Source organism: Flavobacterium profundi, from assembly GCF_006491645.1.
Lineage (GTDB): Bacteria > Bacteroidota > Bacteroidia > Flavobacteriales > Flavobacteriaceae > Flavobacterium > Flavobacterium profundi.
The window spans coordinates 1-22,291 of the sequence record NZ_VDCZ01000003.1 but is presented as its reverse complement, the minus strand read 5'-3'; the positions used below and the strand labels follow the sequence as shown (position 1 = coordinate 22,291).

17 protein-coding genes and 2 tRNA genes are annotated in these 22,291 nt (G+C 29.5%); 11 read left to right on the top strand and 8 right to left on the bottom strand.

Features of this window, described 5'->3' with window-relative positions; translation table 11 throughout:
• Positions 1 to 24: 24 nt before the first annotated feature.
• Together FHG05_RS05175 and FHG05_RS05170 are read left to right on the top strand one after the other, a co-directional pair.
• On the top strand, positions 25 to 3,096 hold the full coding sequence (locus tag FHG05_RS05175; RefSeq protein WP_140996954.1) for an Eco57I restriction-modification methylase domain-containing protein: 3,072 nt from the start codon (positions 25 to 27) through the stop codon (positions 3,094 to 3,096).
• Entirely contained in the window at positions 3,089 to 3,724 is a 636-nt protein-coding gene (locus tag FHG05_RS05170) for a hypothetical protein (protein WP_140996953.1), read from the top strand. The genes FHG05_RS05175 and FHG05_RS05170 overlap by 8 nt, the downstream gene beginning before the upstream one ends.
• A 47-nt stretch (positions 3,725 to 3,771) precedes the next feature.
• Here the strand turns inward: FHG05_RS05170 and FHG05_RS05165 are convergent, their stop codons facing one another.
• Positions 3,772 to 4,827: a DUF3871 family protein gene (locus tag FHG05_RS05165; protein ID WP_140996952.1), complete on the bottom strand. Its 1,056-nt coding sequence runs from the start codon at positions 4,825 to 4,827 to the stop codon at positions 3,772 to 3,774.
• A complete protein-coding gene (locus FHG05_RS05160; protein WP_140996951.1) occupies positions 4,805 to 5,671 on the bottom strand; it encodes an AAA family ATPase in 867 nt (288 codons plus the stop codon). The genes FHG05_RS05165 and FHG05_RS05160 overlap by 23 nt, the downstream gene beginning before the upstream one ends.
• Positions 5,672 to 5,899: 228 nt before the next feature.
• Here FHG05_RS05160 and FHG05_RS05155 point away from each other — a divergent pair, with 228 nt between their 5' ends.
• Positions 5,900 to 7,369, top strand: coding sequence for a hypothetical protein (locus FHG05_RS05155; protein ID WP_140996950.1), 1,470 nt, complete (start codon positions 5,900 to 5,902; stop codon positions 7,367 to 7,369).
• Positions 7,370 to 7,441: 72 nt separating this feature from the next.
• Here the strand turns inward: FHG05_RS05155 and FHG05_RS05150 are convergent, their stop codons facing one another.
• The 3 genes from FHG05_RS05150 to FHG05_RS05140 all read right to left on the bottom strand — a co-directional run bounded on the left by FHG05_RS05150 (position 7,442) and on the right by FHG05_RS05140 (position 9,083).
• Entirely contained in the window at positions 7,442 to 8,653 is a 1,212-nt protein-coding gene (locus FHG05_RS05150; RefSeq protein ID WP_140996949.1) for a site-specific integrase, read from the bottom strand.
• A gap of 251 nt (positions 8,654 to 8,904) precedes the next feature.
• A tRNA-Met gene (locus FHG05_RS05145) sits at positions 8,905 to 8,977 on the bottom strand.
• Positions 8,978 to 9,010: 33 nt separating this feature from the next.
• Positions 9,011 to 9,083: transfer RNA gene (locus tag FHG05_RS05140), tRNA-Met, on the bottom strand.
• Between the two features lie 115 nt (positions 9,084 to 9,198).
• On the opposite strand from FHG05_RS05140, the gene era reads away from it, so the two are divergent.
• On the top strand, positions 9,199 to 10,083 hold the full coding sequence (gene era, locus FHG05_RS05135) for a GTPase Era (protein WP_140996948.1): 885 nt from the start codon (positions 9,199 to 9,201) through the stop codon (positions 10,081 to 10,083).
• Here era and FHG05_RS05130 read toward each other — a convergent pair whose 3' ends face one another.
• Entirely contained in the window at positions 10,084 to 10,572 is a 489-nt protein-coding gene (locus tag FHG05_RS05130) for a hypothetical protein (protein ID WP_140996947.1), read from the bottom strand.
• A 156-nt stretch (positions 10,573 to 10,728) separates the two neighbouring features.
• Here FHG05_RS05130 and der point away from each other — a divergent pair, with 156 nt between their 5' ends.
• The gene (der, locus tag FHG05_RS05125; protein ID WP_140996946.1) at positions 10,729 to 12,039 is read left to right on the top strand and encodes a ribosome biogenesis GTPase Der; all 1,311 of its coding nucleotides are present in this window, start codon (positions 10,729 to 10,731) and stop codon (positions 12,037 to 12,039) included.
• Between the two features lie 61 nt (positions 12,040 to 12,100).
• Here der and FHG05_RS05120 read toward each other — a convergent pair whose 3' ends face one another.
• Together FHG05_RS05120 and FHG05_RS05115 are read right to left on the bottom strand one after the other, a co-directional pair.
• Positions 12,101 to 12,997, bottom strand: a complete 897-nt coding sequence (locus FHG05_RS05120) for a T9SS type A sorting domain-containing protein (protein ID WP_140996945.1) — start codon at positions 12,995 to 12,997, stop codon at positions 12,101 to 12,103.
• 299 nt (positions 12,998 to 13,296) lie between these two features.
• A complete protein-coding gene (locus FHG05_RS05115) occupies positions 13,297 to 14,841 on the bottom strand; it encodes a hypothetical protein (RefSeq protein WP_140996944.1) in 1,545 nt (514 codons plus the stop codon).
• A gap of 155 nt (positions 14,842 to 14,996) precedes the next feature.
• On the opposite strand from FHG05_RS05115, the gene FHG05_RS05110 reads away from it, so the two are divergent.
• From FHG05_RS05110 to FHG05_RS18595, 6 genes are all read left to right on the top strand, one after another.
• On the top strand, positions 14,997 to 16,163 hold the full coding sequence (locus FHG05_RS05110; protein WP_140996943.1) for a 2-isopropylmalate synthase: 1,167 nt from the start codon (positions 14,997 to 14,999) through the stop codon (positions 16,161 to 16,163).
• 2 nt (positions 16,164 to 16,165) lie between these two features.
• Positions 16,166 to 17,551 (top strand): 3-isopropylmalate dehydratase large subunit, encoded by a 1,386-nt coding sequence (gene leuC, locus FHG05_RS05105; RefSeq protein WP_140996942.1) that lies wholly within the window; start codon positions 16,166 to 16,168, stop codon positions 17,549 to 17,551.
• Between the two features lie 2 nt (positions 17,552 to 17,553).
• On the top strand, positions 17,554 to 18,162 hold the full coding sequence (gene leuD / locus FHG05_RS05100; protein ID WP_140996941.1) for a 3-isopropylmalate dehydratase small subunit: 609 nt from the start codon (positions 17,554 to 17,556) through the stop codon (positions 18,160 to 18,162).
• A 10-nt stretch (positions 18,163 to 18,172) separates the two neighbouring features.
• Positions 18,173 to 19,294 (top strand): 3-isopropylmalate dehydrogenase, encoded by a 1,122-nt coding sequence (gene leuB, locus FHG05_RS05095; protein ID WP_140996940.1) that lies wholly within the window; start codon positions 18,173 to 18,175, stop codon positions 19,292 to 19,294.
• Between the two features lie 83 nt (positions 19,295 to 19,377).
• Positions 19,378 to 21,384 carry an outer membrane beta-barrel protein gene (locus FHG05_RS05090; RefSeq protein ID WP_232338058.1) on the top strand — a complete coding sequence of 669 codons (2,007 nt, stop codon included), beginning with the start codon at positions 19,378 to 19,380 and terminating at the stop codon, positions 21,382 to 21,384.
• A gap of 15 nt (positions 21,385 to 21,399) precedes the next feature.
• On the top strand, positions 21,400 to 22,161 hold the full coding sequence (locus FHG05_RS18595) for an outer membrane beta-barrel protein (protein ID WP_232338057.1): 762 nt from the start codon (positions 21,400 to 21,402) through the stop codon (positions 22,159 to 22,161).
• Positions 22,162 to 22,291 lie beyond the last annotated feature (130 nt).

Genomic DNA, 22,291 nt, shown 5'->3' with positions numbered 1-22,291 from the left:
TTGCAAAAATGAAATATTTTTACCATGCAAATTGATTCAGTTTTAGAAAAATTAAACCTTCTTGGAAAAGATGGACTTTTCTATTTGTCTGATATCAAATTAAAAGAATTCAATATAGTTTCCAATAGAATTAAAGAAACTTTGTTGAAACTTCTTCCAAATGCAATTTTTTGTATAAATAATGAACCATTAATTTTATTTTTTGACAATCCAAAAGATTTAGATTTACTAGAAAAGCAAATTTGGAATTTTAATCAAACTCCAATAGTTTTTATTATTTCTAAAAATCAAATACAAATAAAGAATGGATTCAATTTTGTAAAAAATACAGGATTAAATGATTTAACTGATTCAAATAATATTAGTGATTTTGATTACTTTAAATTAATTACTGGGGAATCATGGGAAAAATATAAATCAAAATTTGATAGTAGAAAAAGAATTGATAGCTACTTATTAAGTAATATTGAAAGTGCAAGAAACATTTTAATTAACAAAGGGTTAGATTCAAATGTTGCCAATTCCTTAATAGGTAGAGTAATTTTCATAAGATATTTAATTGATAGAAAAGTTGAATTAAATAAGTATGAAATTTTAAGCAAAGAGCAATTTTATGAAATTTTAAAAAACAAAGATTCTGCATATAAGCTTTTTAAACAACTGAGAAATGATTTTAATGGAAACTTATTCCCTTTAGAGTTTTTCATTAATGGTATCACAGTAAATGAAGAAGACTTAGTTGATGAAGAACATCTTGATGTAATTATAAGTTTATTAAATGGAGATAAATTAATTTCATTAAATAAAAAATCTGAAATACAATTATCTTTTTTTGATATTTATGATTTTTCAATTATCCCTATTGAGTTTGTAAGTAATGTATATGAAAAATTCATTGGAAGAAGTAACCAAGCTGAACAAGGTGCTTATTATACTCCACTTTTTTTAGTTGATTATATTCAAAAAGAAACTGTTACTGAATATTTTAATTCAAATTCAAAGCTTTATAATTGCAGGGTTTTAGATCCTGCATGTGGTTCAGGAGTATTTTTAGTTGAAACTTTAAGACAAATTATTTTGCAATATAAGTTAATTAATCCAACTTATAATGACTCATTAGATAGTTATAAAGAAGAACTAAAACTCCTTTTAACTGAAAATATTTTTGGAATTGATAAAGATGAAAATGCAATTAAAGTTGCTATATTTTCACTTTATATTACTCTACTTGATTATTTAGAACCAAGTAGTATTGTTGGGTTTCAATTCCCAACTTTACTTGGTACTAATTTTTTTGTTGCAGATTTTTTTGATTTAGATGCTGAGTATAACAATATATTAAAAAACAAGCATTTTCAATTTATTTTAGGAAACCCTCCTTGGGGTAAGGTTGCAGATAGTGTTAAACTTTATGAATCTTACTGGAAAGATAAAGAGAAAAATGAAAAAATTGATATTAAAGTAACTGACAAACAAATTTCACAAGTTTTTCTAATTAGAGTGAAAGATTTCTCTTTTGATGAATCTGCATTAATTGTTACAAGTAAGATATTATATAATATTAATGCAAAGGATTACAGAAGGTATTTACTTTCAAATTTCAAATTCAGACAAGTCTTTGAGTTATCCTCAATTGCAGAAAAAATATTTAATGTTTCTAATGATTCATCTATAGAACCTGCTGTTGTCTTATTTTACAAAGTCTTAGAAAAAGATGAAGAGTTAAAAAGCAACTTGATAACACATATTTCAGTAAAACCTAATTATTTCTTTAATACATTAAAACTATTAGTAATAGAAAAGTTTGACATTAAAGAAGTATTTCAAAATTTATTTTTAGATTATGACTGGATTTGGAAAACCTTAGTATTTGGTAATATACTTGATTTTTATTTTTTAAAGAGATTAAAAGATAAGAATACTTTTGAGACAATTAATGATATTGTTTCAAACACATCTCACTTTATTAAAGGTCAAGGATTAAAATTTAAAGATGGCAAAAGGAAAATTGACACATCAGAATTTTCAAACTATAAGTTTATAGGTTCATTAGAAAGAACATTTGATAAGAATGGAAATGTAAAAGATACTACAACAAATTACAACAAATTACTAAGACAATATTATTTAACAAAAAATCTCCCAAAATGGGACAGTAGGCATGTTGGGTATTTTCCTGATGATAAAAGAATATTCAATCAACCTACTCTATTGATTACAGGAGGAATAACTACAGAATACAAGTGTGTATCTGCAATAATGTATGAAGATGCGCTATTTAAAAGTTCCTTAACAGCAATTAAAGCTATAAATAGCAATGGCATAAATGAATTAAAATCAATTTGTGCTTTATTAAATTCTACTTTTTTCTCTTACTATATATTATCAAGTGGTTCATCTGCAGGAATAGAAAGAAAAGAGTCACATGATGAAGAAAAATGGGGAATGCCTTTTTCTACAAATAATGAAATAATTAATCTTGTTTCTGAAACAGAAAAACTATTAAATGATGATTATGAAAGTATTTTAAGTAATGAATCAATAAAATTAGAAATATCAAAAATTTATGATGAAATTGATAATCAAATTTTTAAAAGTTACAACTTATCATCATTAGAAAGAAGCCTTGTTGATTATGCTGTAAATATTTCAATTCCATTAAGAACAGGTAAAAAATATGAAAATGTTTTTAAGAAACTCAATTTTAAAAGTTCAATACTTGAGAACTATGCTGAAATATTTCTAAATCATTTTGGTTCAATTTATAACAAGAAAGGGCATTATTTTGAGATTGAAATTATATTTTCAAAGCATACAATTGCAATGTATTTTAGGGTAACTCTTAATAAATCTACAAAAAAAATTGTTTGGTCTCAAAAAGGGTATAAAGAATTGTTAAGTACATTTACAAGATTAAGTTTTGAAAATGTTGGTCAAAATCTTTTTATTCAAAAAGACATAAAAGGGTTTGAAAATGATGGTTTTTATGTTATTAAACCAAATGAATATAAATCTTGGCATCCTGCACTTGCTTATTTAGATTTATCTGAATTTATAGAAGCATTACACAACTCAAAACCTAAAATTGATGAGTAAATTAGATGCATCAAATTTCAAATATCTTGATTTTTATCATGACAATGTGTTTGAGTTCATTTTAACTCAAATATATAACTGTTATAACAAAATGCTTAATGATTATTCTTTAATTGAAAACAATGAAAATTTAATTAGAAATGGACTTTACAAAAATTATTTAGAAAACAATGAAATAAGGGAAGAGCTTCAATTAACACCTTATCTATTTGATACAGAGGTTGAGTTATATAATGATGATGATTTAGTAAAAGGCAGAACTGATATTAAAGTTTATAATGCAATTGAAAGAACTAAAAATACAGATGCATATTATATAATTGAATGTAAGAGAATTGATGGTTCTAATGGACTTAATGATAAATATATCTCAAATGGAATAAATAGATTTATTGAAAATGAGAAATATCCATCTTTCAAAAAAGTTAATGGGATGATTGGTTTTGTAGTCAATCCAATTGATATTGAGCAAAACACAAAAAACTTTTCAGATTTAAAATTTCACCAATTTATTAATAATTTTAATTATTCTTACATTTCAAATCACACTACAACTAACTCGAATAATATAACTTTATATCATTTAATGTTAGATTATTCAAGTAAAATAAATACCAGCTCTAATTAAGTTTAATGTTTATAAAAGTCCCCAGCCCAAAGAAGGCTGGAAACTTATCAACTCAAAAACCAATTGTAATCTCCATTACCAATCAGTGCTTTCTGAATACCATTTGTAAAATCATAGGCATTCACATTTCTGTCAAGAAAAGTGTCTATATAAGAAGATTTATTGGCTTGTGTAAAGAGATTATAAACATTCCAAAGGTTTATATCTCCTTGCTCATTTCTGCAAAAGCTATCATCTTCAAAATAATCTTTTACAATGGTATTAATATGACCATCTGTAAAGTTTAAATTTGGAATCAATGCTTTATCCTTTTTTGGTAAATGTTGATATAATCTTGTTCTACCAATTAATTGAGCAAATTGAGTTTCTGTTAATGAATGTTTAGCAAACTCTTTCATTCCTAACAAATGCTTTTCAGTATTATAGTTTTGAATTACTTCTATAATTTTAGTTTGTAATTCTTGGTAAGAGCTTACTTTCATATCATCTACAAAGCCATCACTCCAAACACATAAATTACAGCATACTTTATTTTGGAATCCTATAAAAAACTTGAATTTTTCAAAAGTCTTTTTGTTACATAAATTCTCCAGATTATAGCTTCTTACTCCACCTATTGTAAGAGCAATTTCATTACCATTAATAGTATCTACAATACTTGGTATCCTAATAATAAAAGCCATTCTTTCAAAATATTGTGTTCTCTCATGGTCTAACAAGTCCTTTACATTTTTATGTATTGCTTCTGGAGTTCTACCTTTAATTTGATGACTTACTCTAATTTCAGGTTTTTCAAATGTATGATGTGGAAATACTTTTAAAACTGCTTCTTGTGCAATTTCAATAAATTCCTGGTGTGAAATAGTTCTTTCATTATCCTTGCTAAACACAGGAATGACACAATCATTTTTTAAACTGTATAAATTGATTTCTTGTGTGTTGGCTTCAATAAAAGGTTTGGTTGGAAATTTTGAAATACCAGGAGTTATTACATTACCTGTTTGCATAGTACCAGGATGAATAATATTATTAGTTTGTTTTACAGGAATTAATTTATGTGATTCCTGGGTTATTTTGGATTCAATAATGATTTGTGCCTCCATTTGTGCTAAATGATTTTGGGTTTAATAATATTTCTTTTGAATTAATAGTGTCCTTCTGAATTTTGAAGTCATATTCTAAAAGTTCTCTCCAATTGCTATATTGATTATACAATACTTTTAGTTCATTAAGATTTTTGGTGCTTTTAATCTTTTCTCTGGCATCTTGTAGATTTGTACCACTATTACACCATTCTAAAATTTTTCTTCCTGTAGCAGAATTAATAATGAATTCAGGCTTACCCATAAACAAGCCTGTTCTGTCTTTACTTGAAACAGCAAAATGTTTAATATCTACATCAAATACAATAGTGAATTCATAATCTAACCCATCTTTTTGTACTGCTTTCAATCCTACTTTTTCAGGAATGTATTTACCATCTTTTTGATTTAAAACATAATCCTGTTTAGTTCTCATTGTGGAAATAACATGAGCATCAGAATGTAAAATTTTATCTGTAAATGCTTTCTGTAATGGAGTAATTTTTGCCCAATTTGTAAATGAGTTTCCAGCTAATGAAGAATGATAATCAAGCAAGTAATCCCAACAATGACTAATGCTATCTATAATTACCACTTCAATACCTGCTTTCTCACAAACATCAATTGCTTTAATATAATTATCAGGTGTAAATGGTGGAATTAATGTAAGCACATTATAATTACCCAAATGAGCATATAAATCAGCACTTCCATTTTCTGTGTCAATAATGGCTATTTTACTAAAATCACCATTTGTCAATCCTTGTGCAAGTAATAAACTTGAATAAGTCTTACCTGAACCTGCTGAACCTTGTAGAGCCATTTTAATTTTGGCTTTCTTCCTTTCTGATTGTCTTAAATACATAGTTTTTTAAATTTTTATTAATAATTGGTTTTTAGGATGTTGTGTAATTAAATCTTAAAAATTAAGTTGTTAATTAAATGTATATTTTGTAATTTTGCAGTGTTAAAATGTTCTAAGAAAAGATGAAGCTAATAGCATGTTTTTAGGTCTGTTTGTTGTGATTCTACCTAAAATATCTTGCTATAACCTACCTTAAATTAATAAGGTAGCCCCTTGAAAAAGGGGGTTATGTTGAGAAACATTTCAACACTTGTTACACCTTTGAATCACAATAGAAGTGAAACACAACCAAGACCTGTTAGTGTAACACAGGCAGAGGATAATGAAGAGCCCAAAAAATTAACTCTTTATATTCCTTCAAACTTAGATATTGATGAAATTTTAAAAGTTACACCACCTAATTTTAAATTTCACAGAGATTATTTTATCTATTTACTACATCTTGTAACTGATATACCTTCAAGAAACAAAGATGTAGAGATGGTCTATGTTCCTTTTTATAGTGCTCTTATTCAAAGAAGAGTAAGAGATTACAGAAATTACCTTGATTATATGGTTAACAATAGTATTTTAATTGAAAACCACCAATATGTTGTTGGTAAATCATCAAGAAGTTTTAGATTTTCCTCAAAATTTCAAACTCCTGTAAAACCAGTTTTTATAACAAAACCAACTTTAATCAAAAGCATTTTAAAATTTATCAAGTTAGATGATAGTAATAACCAAACTGATTTAGTTATTAATCATATTGATGATAAGGATTTAGACTATTTGCTAAAATGGTTTAATGAAAAGCTTATTGTAAACTATAAAGAGGCAAAACAATATTTAGAGCAATTGTATGAGAGAGAAAAAAATGATTTTTTGATTGGTAGTAATGCAATGCAAAGATTTAATAGTAGATATTTAGTTCTGCTAAAATTACAGAGAAAAGATTTTACTTATTCAGTTGATAGTACTGCAGGAAGATTACATACAATTTTGACTCAAATCAAAAGTGATTTAAGACAATTTATTAAGTACGATAATAAAAACTTGGTAGCTATTGATATTACTAATTCTCAACCTTATTTGTCAACTGTTTTATTCAATAAAAAGAAAGTAGAAGAAAATGAAATAATTAAAACAATAAAACTATATAACAAATCATTCATAACACAAGACAAATTTAATTCATTACCCTATTATGTTAGTAAAAATGCAGAGAATGCATATTTATCAGAAAATGTAAATCAATATATTGAGATTGTTAAATCTGGTCAACTTTATGAAGAATTTGGTAGAATTCTACTAATGAAGGGAATAATAAAAGATGATTCACCAGTAAGAAATCAAGCAAAAAAAATCATTTTTAGTGCTATTTTTAGTCCTAATCAATCAATTTCTTACAATAGTGCAATAAAGATATTTAAAGATAATTTTCCTGATGTATATGAAATTTATAGATTAATAAAACAGAATGAGCATAGGACATTAGCTTGTTTATTACAAAATATTGAAGCAAAACTAGTACTTCATACAGCTTGTAAAATTATTTCAGAAGAAAAGCCAGAGATTCCAATATTTACTTTACATGATTCAATAATTACAACTGAAGGAAATGAAAATTATGTATATCAAATATTATATGATGTTTTATTAAATGCAATTGGAATTCCTCCAACATTGAAATTAGAAAATTGGAAAAAGGTAGCATAATACCTTTTTCCACTAACTACAAATACATACACATTAAAACAATCTTCCCTATTATGTTAGCAATTTTATTCTTTAATTCTTATTTAGTTTATTACTTAATTTTATCATATGCTCACTAACTTTTAGTTTAACAATTTTTCCATAATGAGACTGAGTTATACTCATTTTAGAATGTCCTAATAGTTCTGAAACTATTTCCATTGGAACATCATTAAAAAGTAATACAGTTGTTGCAAATGTTTTTCTGGCAATATGATGAGTTAGCTTCTTTTCAATACCTACAATCTCAACTATTTCTTTTAAATAGGAGTTGAATTTTTGATTGCTAATAACAGGTAATAGTCTTTTATCATCCTGGTATTTTTCAATTATTGAAATGGCTTTAGGAAGTAATGGAATTGAAATTTGTCTTTTAGTTTTTTGTCTATACATATCAATCCATAATCTATCATCAAACTTTTTTACCAAATGCTTTTCATTTAAAATAGACATTTCTTGATATGGTAAGCCTGTGTAACAACAAAACACAAACATATCTCTTACTTGCTCTAATCTCTTCTGTGAAAACTTATGATTTTCCAATTTATAAAGTTCTTTAGAAGTTAAATAGGTAATTGTATTTACTACTTTTTTAGGTTTATAAAGTAGAAATGGGTCAGTAACAATAAAACCTTCTGAAATAGCCAATTTAATTACTTTCCTAACTCTTTGAATACTTTTATTGATTGTAATCTGCTTAAACTTCTTTTCTGTTTTTAAGTAATAGTCAAAATCATTTAGGAACTTTAATGTAATATCTTCTAAAAGAATATTTTTCTTTTTGAATTTAAAGAATAGAAAATCACTTATATGCTGTTTGGCTTCAATAAATTTTGAGAATGTAGATTTTGTGTATTCAATCCCAATTAATTTTTCCATTCTTGAATTGTGTAAATCAAAAGTTTCAATTAAGGTTTTAGATGGTTTAATATCTTCCCCTTTGTATTTTAAATAAATATCTTCTACATCAAATTGTTCTTTTTGAACTTGTAGAAATAAAAAAGCCTGATTAATTTCTTGTTTAATCAGGCTCAATTGAGTATTTATTTGCTTGTGCTTAGTATCATTAGGAATTGCTTTTTGTAATGAGCTTTCCCAATTTTCAGGATTTATAAATAATCCAGTTGAGAAAACTTTCCTAATTCCATTAAAAGTGATTCTACACCTAATTGGTGCTTCATCTTTTGTGTTAATCCTGGTCTTATTTAATAAAAACAGAATTTTAATTACTGTTGAACTTTTCATAGATTTTAGATTTATGTGTACCTGATGTTTTTTTAATGTGTACCCAATTGTGTACCTGAATGTGTAACTGACTAAAAAATGAGTTGTCCTATAAGTGTACCCAAATAATTAAAATGTGTACCTTATTTTAACTTCAAAAAATAGAAAAATAGAAATGGTAATAGAGATGTAGATTTATTGTAAATCCTTATATAATAGGTGGGTTAACTGCATAAAAAAAGAGAACCAATTTCTTGATTCTCTTTACTTAGTAGCGGGAACAGGACTCGAACCTGTGACCTTCGGGTTATGAGCCCGACGAGCTGCCTACTGCTCTATCCCGCGATGTGCGTTTGTAATTTCAATAAAATTTCTTAGTAGCGGGAACAGGACTCGAACCTGTGACCTTCGGGTTATGAGCCCGACGAGCTGCCTACTGCTCTATCCCGCGATTTGTGAGTGCAAAAATACAACGATTATATTGAAAAACAAGAAAAAACTATAAAAAAATTAAAATTTCTTGTATTCATCTGATATAACTACCTTTGCACCTTAAATAATGAATCATGGAACATAAAGCAGGTTTTGTAAATATTATTGGTAACCCAAACGTTGGAAAGTCAACGTTAATGAATGCCTTAGTAGGAGAGCGACTGTCAATCATTACTAGTAAAGCGCAAACTACACGTCATCGTATTTTAGGAATTGTAAATGGAGATGATTTTCAAATGGTACTTTCGGATACTCCTGGAATTATTAAACCCGCTTATGAGTTGCAAAATTCGATGATGGGTTTTGTGAAAAATGCTTTTGAAGATGCTGATGTGTTGTTATATATGGTTGAAATAGGTGAAAAAGAATTAAAAGACGAGAGTTTCTTTAATAAAATCATTCATTCCAAAATACCAGTCTTATTATTGTTAAATAAAATTGATAAATCCAATCAAGAGCAGTTAGAAGAGCAAGTAAGTATGTGGGCTGAAAAAGTGCCAAATGCTGAAATTTTTGCAATTTCTGCATTGGAAAACTTTAATGTACAAGCTGTTTTTAATCGAATTATTGAGTTATTACCTGTGTCACCTCCTTATTATCCAAAAGATTCTTTAACCGATAAACCGGAACGTTTTTTTGTAAATGAAACAATCAGAGAGAAAATCTTATTGAATTACGATAAAGAAATTCCGTATGCTGTAGAAATTGATACAGAAGAGTTCAAAGAAGATGATGCAATCATTCGCATTCGAGCCGTTATTATGGTAGAAAGAGATACACAAAAAGGGATTATTATTGGACACAAAGGAGCTGCACTTAAAAAAGTGGGAATGCAAGCAAGAGAAGATTTAGAAAAATTCTTTGGCAAGCAAATTTTTTTAGAAACCTATGTTAAAGTCAATAAGGATTGGAGAAGCAACATGAATCAATTGAGAAGATTTGGTTACAACCAAAAATAATCAGTGAATTATTCTTTCCATTAAACTTTGTAATTGATGCATTTCTGGGATTCCTTTTTTTCTGTTTTTTCGAGCCATATAATATAATAGAAACCAAGCCATAATCATTGTAGTCATAATAATGATTTCAATTTTAAAGGGTTGACCTAAGCTAGCTTTAGAGTAGGCAGAAACTCCAGCAATAAAGAAAAAGACAGCAACTAAAAAGTGTAAGAAAATAAAAAGAGTCCATAGCACAGGATCTGGTCCATAAAGACCATTTACAGCAGTGTTGCCATCTTCCATACGTTCTAATTGCAAATGAAGATGTGGAGAATATTTTTCTCTTTTTAAAATACCTAAGCTGAGCCAAATATGATGGTCTGAAATTTTTATTTTATAATCGGGTTCAATTTCCGATTTTAATTTTTCAAATTCATGCAGCACCACATCCATGGGTTTATTGGCTACAGTATAAAAACGAAGTCGTAGGGTAATGTTTTTCTCCATAAGCAGGGGTTTTCTGTACTAATCTACGAAAAAAATATTAAAAAAAAGGAATAGGTTTAAATTTATTGTGCTGTAAATAAAGAGATTAAATTGAAAAAGCAAATGCATTTTTCTAAAATCTAAATGATTATCTTTGCACTTTCAAAAAAATAAGGAATGAATAATATTGTAGCCATAGTAGGTAGACCCAATGTTGGAAAATCAACTTTTTTCAACCGTTTAATACAACGTAGAGATGCGATTGTGGATTCGGTTAGTGGTGTTACCAGAGATCGAAATTATGGTAAAAGTGAATGGAACGGAAAAGCCTTTTCTGTAATTGATACAGGAGGATATATTAAGGGTTCGGATGATATTTTCGAAGGTGAAATTAGACGTCAAGTTGAATTAGCTATTGATGAAGCAGATGCTATTATTTTTGTAGTAGATGTTGAAGAAGGAGTTACTCCAATGGATGAAGAAGTAGCAAAATTACTTCGAAAAGTAACCAAACCTATATTATTAGCTGTGAATAAAGTTGATAATGGAGCGCGTGAAAAAGACGCTGTGGAGTTTTATGCACTTGGTTTAGGCGAATATTTTACCATTGCAGGAATGAATGGAAGTGGTACAGGAGAATTATTAGATAAATTGGTTGAGGTCTTACCAGAATTACCTGAGGTAACTGAAGAAGAAAATCCGTTACCTAAATTTACGGTAGTAGGAAGACCAAACGCTGGAAAATCTTCATTTATTAATGCATTAATCGGTGAAGATCGTTTTGTAGTAACTGATATTGCTGGAACGACAAGAGATGCTATTGATACCACTTATAATCGTTTTGGATTCGAATTTAAATTAGTGGACACAGCAGGAATTCGAAGAAAAGCAAAAGTAAAAGAAGATTTAGAGTTTTATTCGGTAATGCGTTCGGTTCGAGCGATTGAACATAGTGATGTCTGTATCTTAATGATTGATGCTACAAGAGGTTTTGAAGGTCAGGATCAGAATATATTTTGGTTAGCCGAAAAAAACAGAAAAGGTATTGTAATCTTAGTAAACAAATGGGATTTAATTGAAAAAGATACTATGTCTACAAGGGATTATGAAAGAAAAATACGTGAAGAATTACAACCTTTTACCGATGTGCCTATTTTATTTGTATCGGCTTTAACAAAGCAACGTTTATTGAAGGCTTTAGAAGTGGCAGTAGAAGTGTATGAAAACAGAAAGCAACGTATAGCGACTTCTAAGTTCAATGATTTAATGCTACCTATAATTGAAGCCTATCCACCACCAGCTATAAAAGGGAAATATGTAAAAATTAAATATTGTATGCAGTTGCCAACGCCAACCCCACAATTTGTATTTTTTGCTAATTTACCTCAATATATTAAAGAGCCTTACAAACGCTTTATTGAAAATAAATTACGTGAACAGTATAATTTTTCTGGAGTGCCTATCGATATTTATTTCAGACAAAAATAAAATTAAAAAGAGCTTTCAATAACTGAAAGCTCTTTCGTTTAGTACAACAACCTCATTCTTATTATTGCACTATTATTTTTTTGGTAATAATTTTACCATTTTGATGAGTCATTTTCAAAGTATAAATCGTTGGTGCTGTAGCTTCATCTAAAACGAAATTGATAGTTTCTTTATTCGCAATTGTAAAGTTTATGTTTTTGGTATTTCCAGATAAGTCAATCAAGCTGATTTCTTTTAGATTACTATCATTCGTGAAAATTTTAGAAACATGACCTCTGAAAATTGGATTTGAAACTACTACTAACGATTCTACAAAATCATCAGAATACGATTGAGATGTATTTTGAAAATGTACCAAATGATTGTCGCTCAATTCTTGAACGGTAATGTCATCAATTTCCATTTGAACCATACTGTTTACTCCCAATTTTGTTGCATTGTCTACAGAAGGGTAAAACCAAAGTTGTGAATTATTTTGGATTGGAATAAAAGTGAAACGTACAACTTGCCAAAATGATTTGGACTTATTCACTTCAAAAGCCCATGCTAATTCACTTGATTCTTCAATTTTAGGTTGCTTATCTGAAGCAGTATTTGATAAATTGCTTGCAGTTCTTAAATTTACTGATGGATTTTGTGCTTTAATTTCTTCTGCATTTAAATTGGTAACCGCCTTTACCTTAAATGAGATCTCATATTTTTTTCCAACTTCAAAAGCAAAGTTTGTATAAATACCACCACCGTTTTCTTTTGTAACACGTAACGTTGCCCAAGTATTTGTGTTTAAGTTTCCAGAAACTACAGGAGTTCCATGACTAGCAGCCCAACCTTTTATACAGCTTGGTGCGCTAAAACCATTTCCGATACAGTTTCCGCTCAAACTGCCATTGGTAAGATTTTGAGAAATACCAAAAAAAGAAGTAAGTAAAAAAGTCGCCAATAATAATGTTGTTCTCATGTTTATTTATAATTAGATTTTTATTTGTTATTTTCGATATGCAAATATTCAAACTATTGTAAAATAAAGCAGTAAGAAATCTCCCGAAATTAAAGGGGAAAAACACCCTTTTTTTTATGGGTAACTATCAATAAAAAAAGAGAGTGAGGAAGTATTATTCCTCACTCTTTTAAAGTTGTATAAACCAATGTTATTCAATTACTAATTTTTGTGTAACTATATTGTGGTTTTGAGTCATCATTTTTACGACTAAATACTTTTATTTTCATTAGTATTCATTCGATTGATAAAATATTGTTTTATCGAATGGTTGTGGAGCCTTTTTCTTTGATAATAGTCATTATAGGTCTGTTTTCAATTTTGCTTTCTAGCCAAGAAATAATATCTAGATATAAAAAGGCCCTTCTTTCGTATGGATGATCTTCATATTTTTTCAATCGGCTGTGCAGTTTTTTGAACTCTCCTTTCAATTGATGCGGATAAATAGAACCTAAATTTCTTAAAAACTTAATCATTTCGCGTTGCACTTCGTGTAAGTCATTCATTTTGATTAAAAACTTATAGGTGCTTTTCAATTGTAATTCTAATTTATAGTCTAAACTAGCTTCATAATGTGCTACTAAACTCAAAACTCTTGCAAAACACATGAGATCTTCACGCATGGTTAAATTTCTGTTATCGATAATTTTTTGTAAGTATTCAATACATTTTATATTGTTTCCTACACCAAAATACATACACGCTATTTTATAGTAGAAAACCATCACATGGTGTTCGTCTATTTTATCTTCATCAGTTTTTATTTTTTTAAGTACATCCTCTATAAGTGTTAAGCCTTGGTCAAAGGAGCCTTCAATAAAGTGTAGATTCAGCTTGCTATTGTAAATGCATAAAAAGGTAAGGATGCTAACATTGTCATTCTTGGGAAAAGCATCTAGAGCTATTGTTTCTTCAAGTTTATCCAATGTTTCTTTAAATAAAGTTTTATGTTTAATTAAATACAAGCATTCTAATAAATAATTCACTCCTTTGATGTACCAAACTGGATTTAAATAAATCATTTTTGGATTGTCATAAAATAGATCTACCCATTTTTTTGCATATTTATAACAGGATAAAAAATCTTGAATCAAAAAACTATACCATAAATGCGCTTTGTAAAGCCATAATTTTTCTCTAAATCCCAATTCAGTGATATTGTAATGCGGTAATTCTTTATTAAAATACAAGGTGATTTCTTGCATTTCGGCATCACTTTTAGCATAACCACTTTTCAGCATAATGCTGTATAATTGTAACGATAAATTTGATAATTTACTAGCGATAACATTTTCTTTACTTAGTTTTTTAGCTTGAGAAGTAAGTTCGTCTGCGCGACCTACAATACTGCGCGTGATGTATTGTGATTCAATAACTTTCTCAAGTTCTACAATTTCATAGGCAATATTTTTCTCTTCGTTTTCTAATGCTGCTATTTTGGCTTTTTCTAAAATTTTTAAACTTTGTTTGTATAAGCCTTTATGGTATAAAATTGTTGCAAAATCAAGTTGTTCTCGGATTAAAATCCGGTTATTTTGATTTACAGGATTCATTCGTAAACTCACCAAAATTTGTTTGTATAAATGAGCTTTTAAATTAGAGAGTTGAATTTTAGTGACAATTTTACTATTTAAAATAATGTCTTCATTATAACAATCCATTTTATCTAAAAGATTAAAGAGTAAAAGAAATTTGGCATTTACATTTACATCTAATCGATTGGCATATAATTTAAACTGACGCTTTTCTGACCTTGAAAGCGATTTGATTAAGATGAATAAATTGTCTTTTGATAGGTTTGCCATTGTAAAAAAACGAATGTTAAGTTTTTGTAAATCAGAATATTATAAAATAAAAAAATAGTTTTAATACTGTAAAAGAAAAATTTAAAAACCCTCTTTACATAAAGCAAAGTATAAATTTGTATTCATAAATTAAAATTAAGTTTAATAATTCTTTTATGGAGAAAGGGAAAGTACAAATTTTCGATACCACCTTACGAGATGGAGAACAAGTTCCAGGCTGTAAACTGAACAAAGAGCAAAAAATAATTATTGCTAAACGTTTGGATGAATTAGGGGTAGATGTAATTGAAGCAGGTTTTCCAATTTCAAGTCCAGGAGATTTTGAAGCTGTGGAAGCGATTGCAAAAATTGTTAAGAATGCAACTGTGTGTGGTTTAACAAGAGCCGTTGAAAAAGATATTGAAGTAGCAGCTCAAGCTTTAAAATATGCCAAAAAACCAAGAATACATACAGGAATAGGTACGTCAGATTCACATATAAAATACAAGTTCAATGCTTCTAAAGACGAAATAATCGAACGAGCAGTTAAAGCAGTTTCTTTTGCTAAAAAATTTGTTGATGATGTTGAGTTTTATGCAGAAGATGCTGGAAGAACTGATAATGCTTTTCTAGCTCAAGTTTGTTCTGAAGTAGTTGCTGCTGGAGCAACCGTTTTAAATATCCCAGATACGACAGGGTATTGTTTGCCTGAAGAATATGGAGCTAAAATAAAATATTTAACGGAGCATGTAAGAGGTATAGAAAAAGCTATTTTGTCTTGTCATTGTCATAATGATTTAGGTTTGGCTACAGCCAATTCTATTGCGGGAGTTATGAATGGTGCTAGACAAGTAGAATGTACGATTAATGGCATAGGGGAACGAGCAGGAAATACTTCTTTAGAAGAAGTGGTTATGATTTTAAGACAGCATCCTACTTTAGGTTTAGATACCAATATCAATTCTAAATTATTAAATGAAATGAGTCATTTGGTTTCTGAAAGTATGGGAATGCTAGTACAACCTAACAAAGCCATCGTGGGAGCCAATGCTTTTGCACATAGTTCTGGAATTCATCAAGATGGAGTAATTAAAAATCGCGAAACGTATGAAATAATTAATCCAGAAGATGTTGGCGTAACTGAATCTTCCATCATTTTAACAGCACGAAGCGGAAGAGCGGCTTTAGCTTACAGAGCTAAAAAAATTGGTTACGAATTAACCAAATTACAATTGGATGTAGTATATCAGGAATTTCTAAAAATAGCTGATAGAAAGAAAGAAGTGGTCGATGAAGACGTGCATAGAATTATAGAAAATAATAAAATTGGTATCGTAGCATAAATATGGAAAAGAAAACCTTATTTGATAAAGTGTGGGATAGTCATGTGGTAAGTGAAGTACCCAATGGACCTCAAATTCTATATATAGATAAACATTTAATACATGAAGTTACGAGTCCACAAGCTTTCGCTGAATTAGAAGAACGTCAAATTCCTATTTTTAGACCAAAGCAAATTGTCGCGACTGCGGATCATAATGTACCTACAAAAAATCAGCATTTGCCGATAAAAGACCTTTTATCAAAAAATCAATTAGAACAGTTAACAAAAAACTGCGAGAAAAATAATATTACCTTATACGATTTAGGACATCAATATCAAGGTATTGTACATGTTATTGCTCCTGAATTAGGAATTACGTTACCAGGCATGACTATGGTTTGTGGTGACAGTCACACTTCGACCCATGGAGCTTTTGGAACCATTGCATTTGGTATTGGAACAAGTCAGGTGGCACAAGTGTTTGCGAGTCAGTGTTTGTTATTAAATAAACCGAAAAGTCTTCGCGTAAGTGTTAATGGGCAGTTAGCCAAAGGTGTTACTCCAAAAGATGTTATTTTATATATCATTTCAAAAATTGGAACCAATGCAGGTACAGGTTATTTCTGTGAATATGCGGGGAATGTTTTTCAAGAGATGTCTATGGAAGGAAGAATGACCGTTTGCAATATGAGTATTGAAATGGGAGCAAGAGGAGGGATGATTGCTCCAGACGATATTACATTTGAATACATAAAAGGAAGAACATTTGCACCAAAAGGAAATGAATTAGAGGAGAAAATAGCCTATTGGAAAACATTACCAACAGATGAAGGTGCTGTTTTTGATAAAGAGTATGCTTTTGATGCAGCAGATATTGCTCCGATGATTACTTATGGGACCAATCCTGGTATGGGAATTAAAATTAATGATCGCATACCAGTTTTGGAAGATGAATCATTTACAAAAGCTTTAGATTACATGGGTTTCCGTAAAGGAGAATCTTTATTGGAAAAACCGATTAATTATGTTTTTATAGGGAGTTGTACTAATTCTAGAATTGAAGATTTCAGAATTGCGGCTCAATATATTAATGGTAAACAAAAAGCGGCTCATGTAAACGCCTTAATTGTTCCCGGTTCACAACAAGTAGCTAAACAAATTCAGGAAGAAGGGTTAACCGCTATTTTTGAAAAAGCAGGTTTTGAAATTCGTCAACCTGGTTGTTCCGCATGTTTAGCCATGAATGATGATAAAATTCCAGCTGGTGAATATTGTGTGTCTACTTCAAATAGAAATTTTGAAGGAAGACAAGGACAAGGTGCTCGTACTCTTTTATCGAGTCCTTTAGTTGCTGCCGCTATTGCAGTAGAAGGTAAAATTATTGATATTACAAAACATCTGAATTGATCATGGAAAAATTTACAACACTATATTCTAAAGCGGTTCCATTACCAGTAGAAAATATTGATACAGATCAAATTATTCCTGCAAGATTTTTAAAGGTTACCAACAAAGTTGGTTTTGGAAATAATCTTTTTAGAGATTGGCGTTTTCATGAAAATAATGAACCCATTACTTCTTTTGTACTTAATAATCCTAAATATTCTGGAAAAATATTAGTGACAGGTGATAATTTTGGTTGTGGAAGCAGTAGAGAACATGCGGCTTGGGCTTTAACAGATTATGGCTTTAAAGTGATTGTTTCTAGTTATTTTGCAGATATTTTTAAAGGAAATGCTTTAAATAACGGATTGTTACCCATCCAAGTTTCCCCTTCGTTTTTAAAAGAGGTTTTAACTTTAATTACTCAAGATCCTGAAACCGAACTTGTCGTTGATTTAGAACAACAAACCATTGCTGTAAAAGATATTGGTTTACAAGAAACGTTTGAAATTGATGCTTATAAAAAACTATGTCTGATTAACGGGTATGATGATATTGATTTTTTAGTAAGTAATACAGATAAAATTGAAGCTTTTGAAGCAAATAGAAATAAAACACAATCCATAGTCATTTAAAAGAATCATTATGAAGATGAAAATAGCCGTGTTATCTGGAGATGGTATAGGTCCTGAGGTAACAAAAGAATCCGTAAAAGTATTACAGTCTATTGCAGATGCATTTGGACATGATTTTCAATTTAAAGAAGCTTTAGTAGGAGCTATAGCTATTGATCAAACTGGAAATCCATTACCAGAAGAAACATTAGTGCTTTGTAAAAATAGTGATGCCGTTCTTTTTGGAGCTATTGGTGATCCAAAATACGATAACAATCCAGATGCAAAAGTAAGACCAGAACAAGGTTTGTTGAAATTGAGAAAAGAATTAGGTTTATTTGCTAATATTCGTCCGATTACAGCTTATGATTCGTTACTTGAAAAATCTCCATTAAAGAAAGAAATCATTCAAGGAACGGATATGGTTATTTACAGAGAATTAACTGGAGGAATTTATTTTGGTGAAAAACAACTTAATGAAGAGGGAACAGTAGCTTCCGATTTGTGTGAGTATGCACAATATGAAATTGAAAGAATTGCGCATTTAGCGTTTAAAGCGGCACAACAAAGACGTAAGAAAGTAACTTTGGTAGACAAAGCCAATGTTTTAGAAACCTCAAGATTGTGGAGACGTGTCGTAACTTCATTAGCTAAAGAATATCCTGATGTAACTTTAGATTTTCTATTTGTAGATAATGCAGCCATGCAAATGATTTTAAATCCAAGTCAGTTTGATGTCATTTTAACAGAAAATATGTTTGGTGATATTATATCAGATGAAGGAAGTGTTATTGGTGGTTCCATAGGTTTGTTAGCTTCAGCTTCTGTAGGGAAAGGTACAGCTTTGTTTGAACCAATACATGGTTCATATCCACAAGCAACAGGTAAGAATATTGCCAATCCAGTAGCCTCTATTTTAAGTGCAGCGATGTTATTAGAACAATTTTCTTTACATGAGGAGGCCAGGTTAATCTATAAAGCAGTAGAAACCATGTTAAATGAAAATATTGGAACAATAGATTTAAATAAAGACAATCCATCAAGTACATCAGAAATAGGTGACGTTATCGTAAAGTTAATTGATAGTCAAGATGTAACCATAGGAGGGTCACATTTTGAAAATATTAAATTAGGAAAGTCAGTTTATATTTAAAATTAAGTTAAAAAGGATTTATTTCTTTTTAAACTGTAAGAAATAACTTTATTTCGCGGTTAGTTATTAATCGCGATTTTTTTATGCTTAAAAATTACTTGTCCCTGTTTGTTTTGTTGTTAAGTGGTATTGTTTTTAGTCAAAGTACCGTTTCTGTTTCTGGAAAATTAATAGACGATACCTTAAAATTACCTTTAGAATCAGCAACCGTTTATTTTTCTAGAGTTAGCGATTCTACCGTTGTCGATTATACCATTTCTGATAAAAATGGAAATTTTAGTTTTAAAATAAAAACACTAGATTATCCTGTAGTGTTGCGAGTTTCTTACACGGGTTACTTGGATTATAAAAAACAATTTACGTCTCTTGAAAAAGATATCGATTTAGGTACAATTGGATTACAGGAAAATGTTTCCTCACTAAAAGAAGTAGTGGTTAAATCAGAAATTCCACCTATTTCAGTAAAAGCGGATACTTTAGAATTTAATGCCTCTTCTTTTAAAGTGGCTCCAGATGCAAATGTTGAAAAGTTATTGAAGCAATTGCCTGGTGTTGAGATTGATACTGATGGTAAGATTACAGTGAATGGGAAAGAAGTGAATAATATTTTAGTCAATGGGAAACCTTTTTTTGGAAAAGATGGTAAAATTGCTACTCAAAATTTACCTGCTGAAATGATTGAAAAGGTACAGGTTACCGATACAAAGACTAAGAAAGAGGAATTATCAGGGCAAACTGCATCAGACAATACAAGTACCATTAATCTTACCATTCAAGAAGATAAAAACAAAGGCTTGTTTGGAAAAGCAACAGCAGGTTATGGAACCGATGATCGCTATGAATCGAGTGTGTTGTTCAACTATTTTAAAGATACTCAAAAGATAAGTGTTTTAGGTTCTTCCAATAATATTAACTCCGTTGGTTTTTCTATGGATGAGATATTTGACAATATGGGTGGCGGAAGAAATCAATCGATTTATATTAATAGTAATGGTAGTTTTGGAATCAACGGAATGCGTTTTGGTGGTAATTCAGGGATTACAAAATCGAATATGCTTGGTGTCAACTTTTCTGACGAATGGTTCAATAAAAAAGTAGATCCTAACGGAAGTTATTATTATACAAACTCCATTACAGAAAATAGAAATCGAACGGGTAGAATTAATCTTTTGCCTACAGGAAATACAAGTACGAATTCAGAATCGAATGCAAAAACAGACAATACAGGACATGCTATTAATTTCGATTTAGAAGTAAAAATAGATTCTACAACAACATTGTATTTGTCTCCTAATCTATCTAAAAATAAAACGTTAGATCAATATTCTAGTTTTTCCAGTTCTTTCGATAGTTCAAACGCTTTGTTGAACGAAAATACAACGAATAATTTCCAAAATGTGGAACGTTCTAGTTTTACTAATAATCTGTATCTCTATAAAAAACTAAAGCGTAAGGGTAGAGGCGTAAGTTTTACGATGAATAATGAATATAGTGATAATGAAACCAATTTAAATACGATTACCAATACCGTTTTTTATCAATCAGGAAATCCAGATGATAGTAGAAATCAAAATCGATTGGATACTGATAAGATGGACATGATAGAACTCGAAGTGGGTTATTCAGAACCTATTACCGATTCTTTAAAATTAAGCTTTGAAACTTCTTTTAAAACCCAACGCTTTAGAAACGGTACAACTACTTTTGATTTTGATGCTGCCACAAATACGTATACCGATTATAATGATTTGTTATCGAATCAGATTTTTTCAAGAAACAACACTTTTAATGGTTCAGTAGGAATTAATATCACAAAAAGTAAATACCGTTTTAATCTCGATTTTGGTACCGATTTTTTAAATTATGACAATCAATCCACTTACCTAGGTACAGTTACTACATTAAAGAATAATTATATGTATCCTAATGTAAGAGCCTATATCAATTATAAAGTAGCCAAATCTAAGTCAATTTACAGTCGCTATACCTATAATGTAAATTTGCCTTCTGCGGAGCAATTATTACCTTTTGAAAATTTAGCCAATCCTTTAAATACCATTACGGGTAATGCGTTCTTAAAACCTGTATAAAATCATAATTTGTATATGAATTTCAATAATTACGATTATGCAACACGTTCTGGTTTTTATAGTTATTTTGGTGGAAGCTTACGTAAAAATCAAATTGTAAGTTCGACGGTTTATGATGCCGATTTTAAAGCAAATACAACCTATCAAAATATCGATCAAACGTATAATTTTTATACGGGTTTTAGTGTCAATAAATCCTACAAAAAAGAGAAGAGAACCTTTAAATATGGATTTGGAATTGGTGTAAATTATGATTTTAACCAAGGTTTAACCAATGCTGCTTTGTACCAAGCAAAAGGAATACAGTTGAATCCAAGAGCGAACCTTTCTTGGTCCATAGACGAATTAGTTACTATTTCTCCTTCTTATCGTTATACTTATAATGCTACTTCTTTTGAAAATTATGTAATCGATAAAACCAATACGTTCAGACATATTTTTAAACTGGAAGCGACTACCTATTGGCCTAAAAATGTAGTTTTAGGAAATGATTTTGGATATACGTATAATTCAAATATTGCAAATGGTTTTCAAAAAGACTTTTATTTGTGGAATGTGAGTTTAGGTTATAATTTCTTTAACGAACAATTATTAGCTAAAGTAAAAGTGTATGATTTGTTAAACCAAAATGTGAATGCTACACGAACCATTACACCCACTGCCATTACAGATGAAGAAAATACCGTTTTACAACAATATGTGATGTTCTCTTTAACATATAAGTTGGAAAAATTTGGTGGTAAAAAGAAAGATAGTAATCGCTTTATGATACATTAAATAAAAAAGGTGCTCAATGTGCACTGCCCCCAAAAAGTTAGACACTATTTGGGGGTATTTTTATGGAAAGAAAAGTCAAGTACGATTATGCATTTAAATTAGAATGCGTAAGATTAGTTTTAGAAAAACA

Bases quoted from the DNA above. Each gene is read 5' to 3' on its own strand.
- FHG05_RS05150 (WP_140996949.1), bottom strand. From the start codon at position 8,653: ATGAAAAGTTCAACAGTAATTAAAATTCTGTTTTTATTAAATAAGACC.
- FHG05_RS05120 (WP_140996945.1), bottom strand. From the start codon at position 12,997: ATGAGAACAACATTATTATTGGCGACTTTTTTACTTACTTCTTTTTTT.
- FHG05_RS05155 (WP_140996950.1), top strand. From the start codon at position 5,900: ATGTTGAGAAACATTTCAACACTTGTTACACCTTTGAATCACAATAGA.
- FHG05_RS05115 (WP_140996944.1), bottom strand. From the start codon at position 14,841: ATGGCAAACCTATCAAAAGACAATTTATTCATCTTAATCAAATCGCTT.
- leuD (WP_140996941.1), top strand. From the start codon at position 17,554: ATGGAAAAATTTACAACACTATATTCTAAAGCGGTTCCATTACCAGTA.
- FHG05_RS18595 (WP_232338057.1), top strand. From the start codon at position 21,400: ATGAATTTCAATAATTACGATTATGCAACACGTTCTGGTTTTTATAGT.
- FHG05_RS05170 (WP_140996953.1), top strand. From the start codon at position 3,089: ATGAGTAAATTAGATGCATCAAATTTCAAATATCTTGATTTTTATCAT.
- der (WP_140996946.1), top strand. From the start codon at position 10,729: ATGAATAATATTGTAGCCATAGTAGGTAGACCCAATGTTGGAAAATCA.
- leuB (WP_140996940.1), top strand. From the start codon at position 18,173: ATGAAGATGAAAATAGCCGTGTTATCTGGAGATGGTATAGGTCCTGAG.
- FHG05_RS05175 (WP_140996954.1), top strand. From the start codon at position 25: ATGCAAATTGATTCAGTTTTAGAAAAATTAAACCTTCTTGGAAAAGAT.
- era (WP_140996948.1), top strand. From the start codon at position 9,199: ATGGAACATAAAGCAGGTTTTGTAAATATTATTGGTAACCCAAACGTT.
- FHG05_RS05165 (WP_140996952.1), bottom strand. From the start codon at position 4,827: ATGGAGGCACAAATCATTATTGAATCCAAAATAACCCAGGAATCACAT.
- FHG05_RS05090 (WP_232338058.1), top strand. From the start codon at position 19,378: ATGCTTAAAAATTACTTGTCCCTGTTTGTTTTGTTGTTAAGTGGTATT.
- FHG05_RS05160 (WP_140996951.1), bottom strand. From the start codon at position 5,671: ATGTATTTAAGACAATCAGAAAGGAAGAAAGCCAAAATTAAAATGGCT.
- leuC (WP_140996942.1), top strand. From the start codon at position 16,166: ATGGAAAAGAAAACCTTATTTGATAAAGTGTGGGATAGTCATGTGGTA.
- FHG05_RS05130 (WP_140996947.1), bottom strand. From the start codon at position 10,572: ATGGAGAAAAACATTACCCTACGACTTCGTTTTTATACTGTAGCCAAT.
- FHG05_RS05110 (WP_140996943.1), top strand. From the start codon at position 14,997: ATGGAGAAAGGGAAAGTACAAATTTTCGATACCACCTTACGAGATGGA.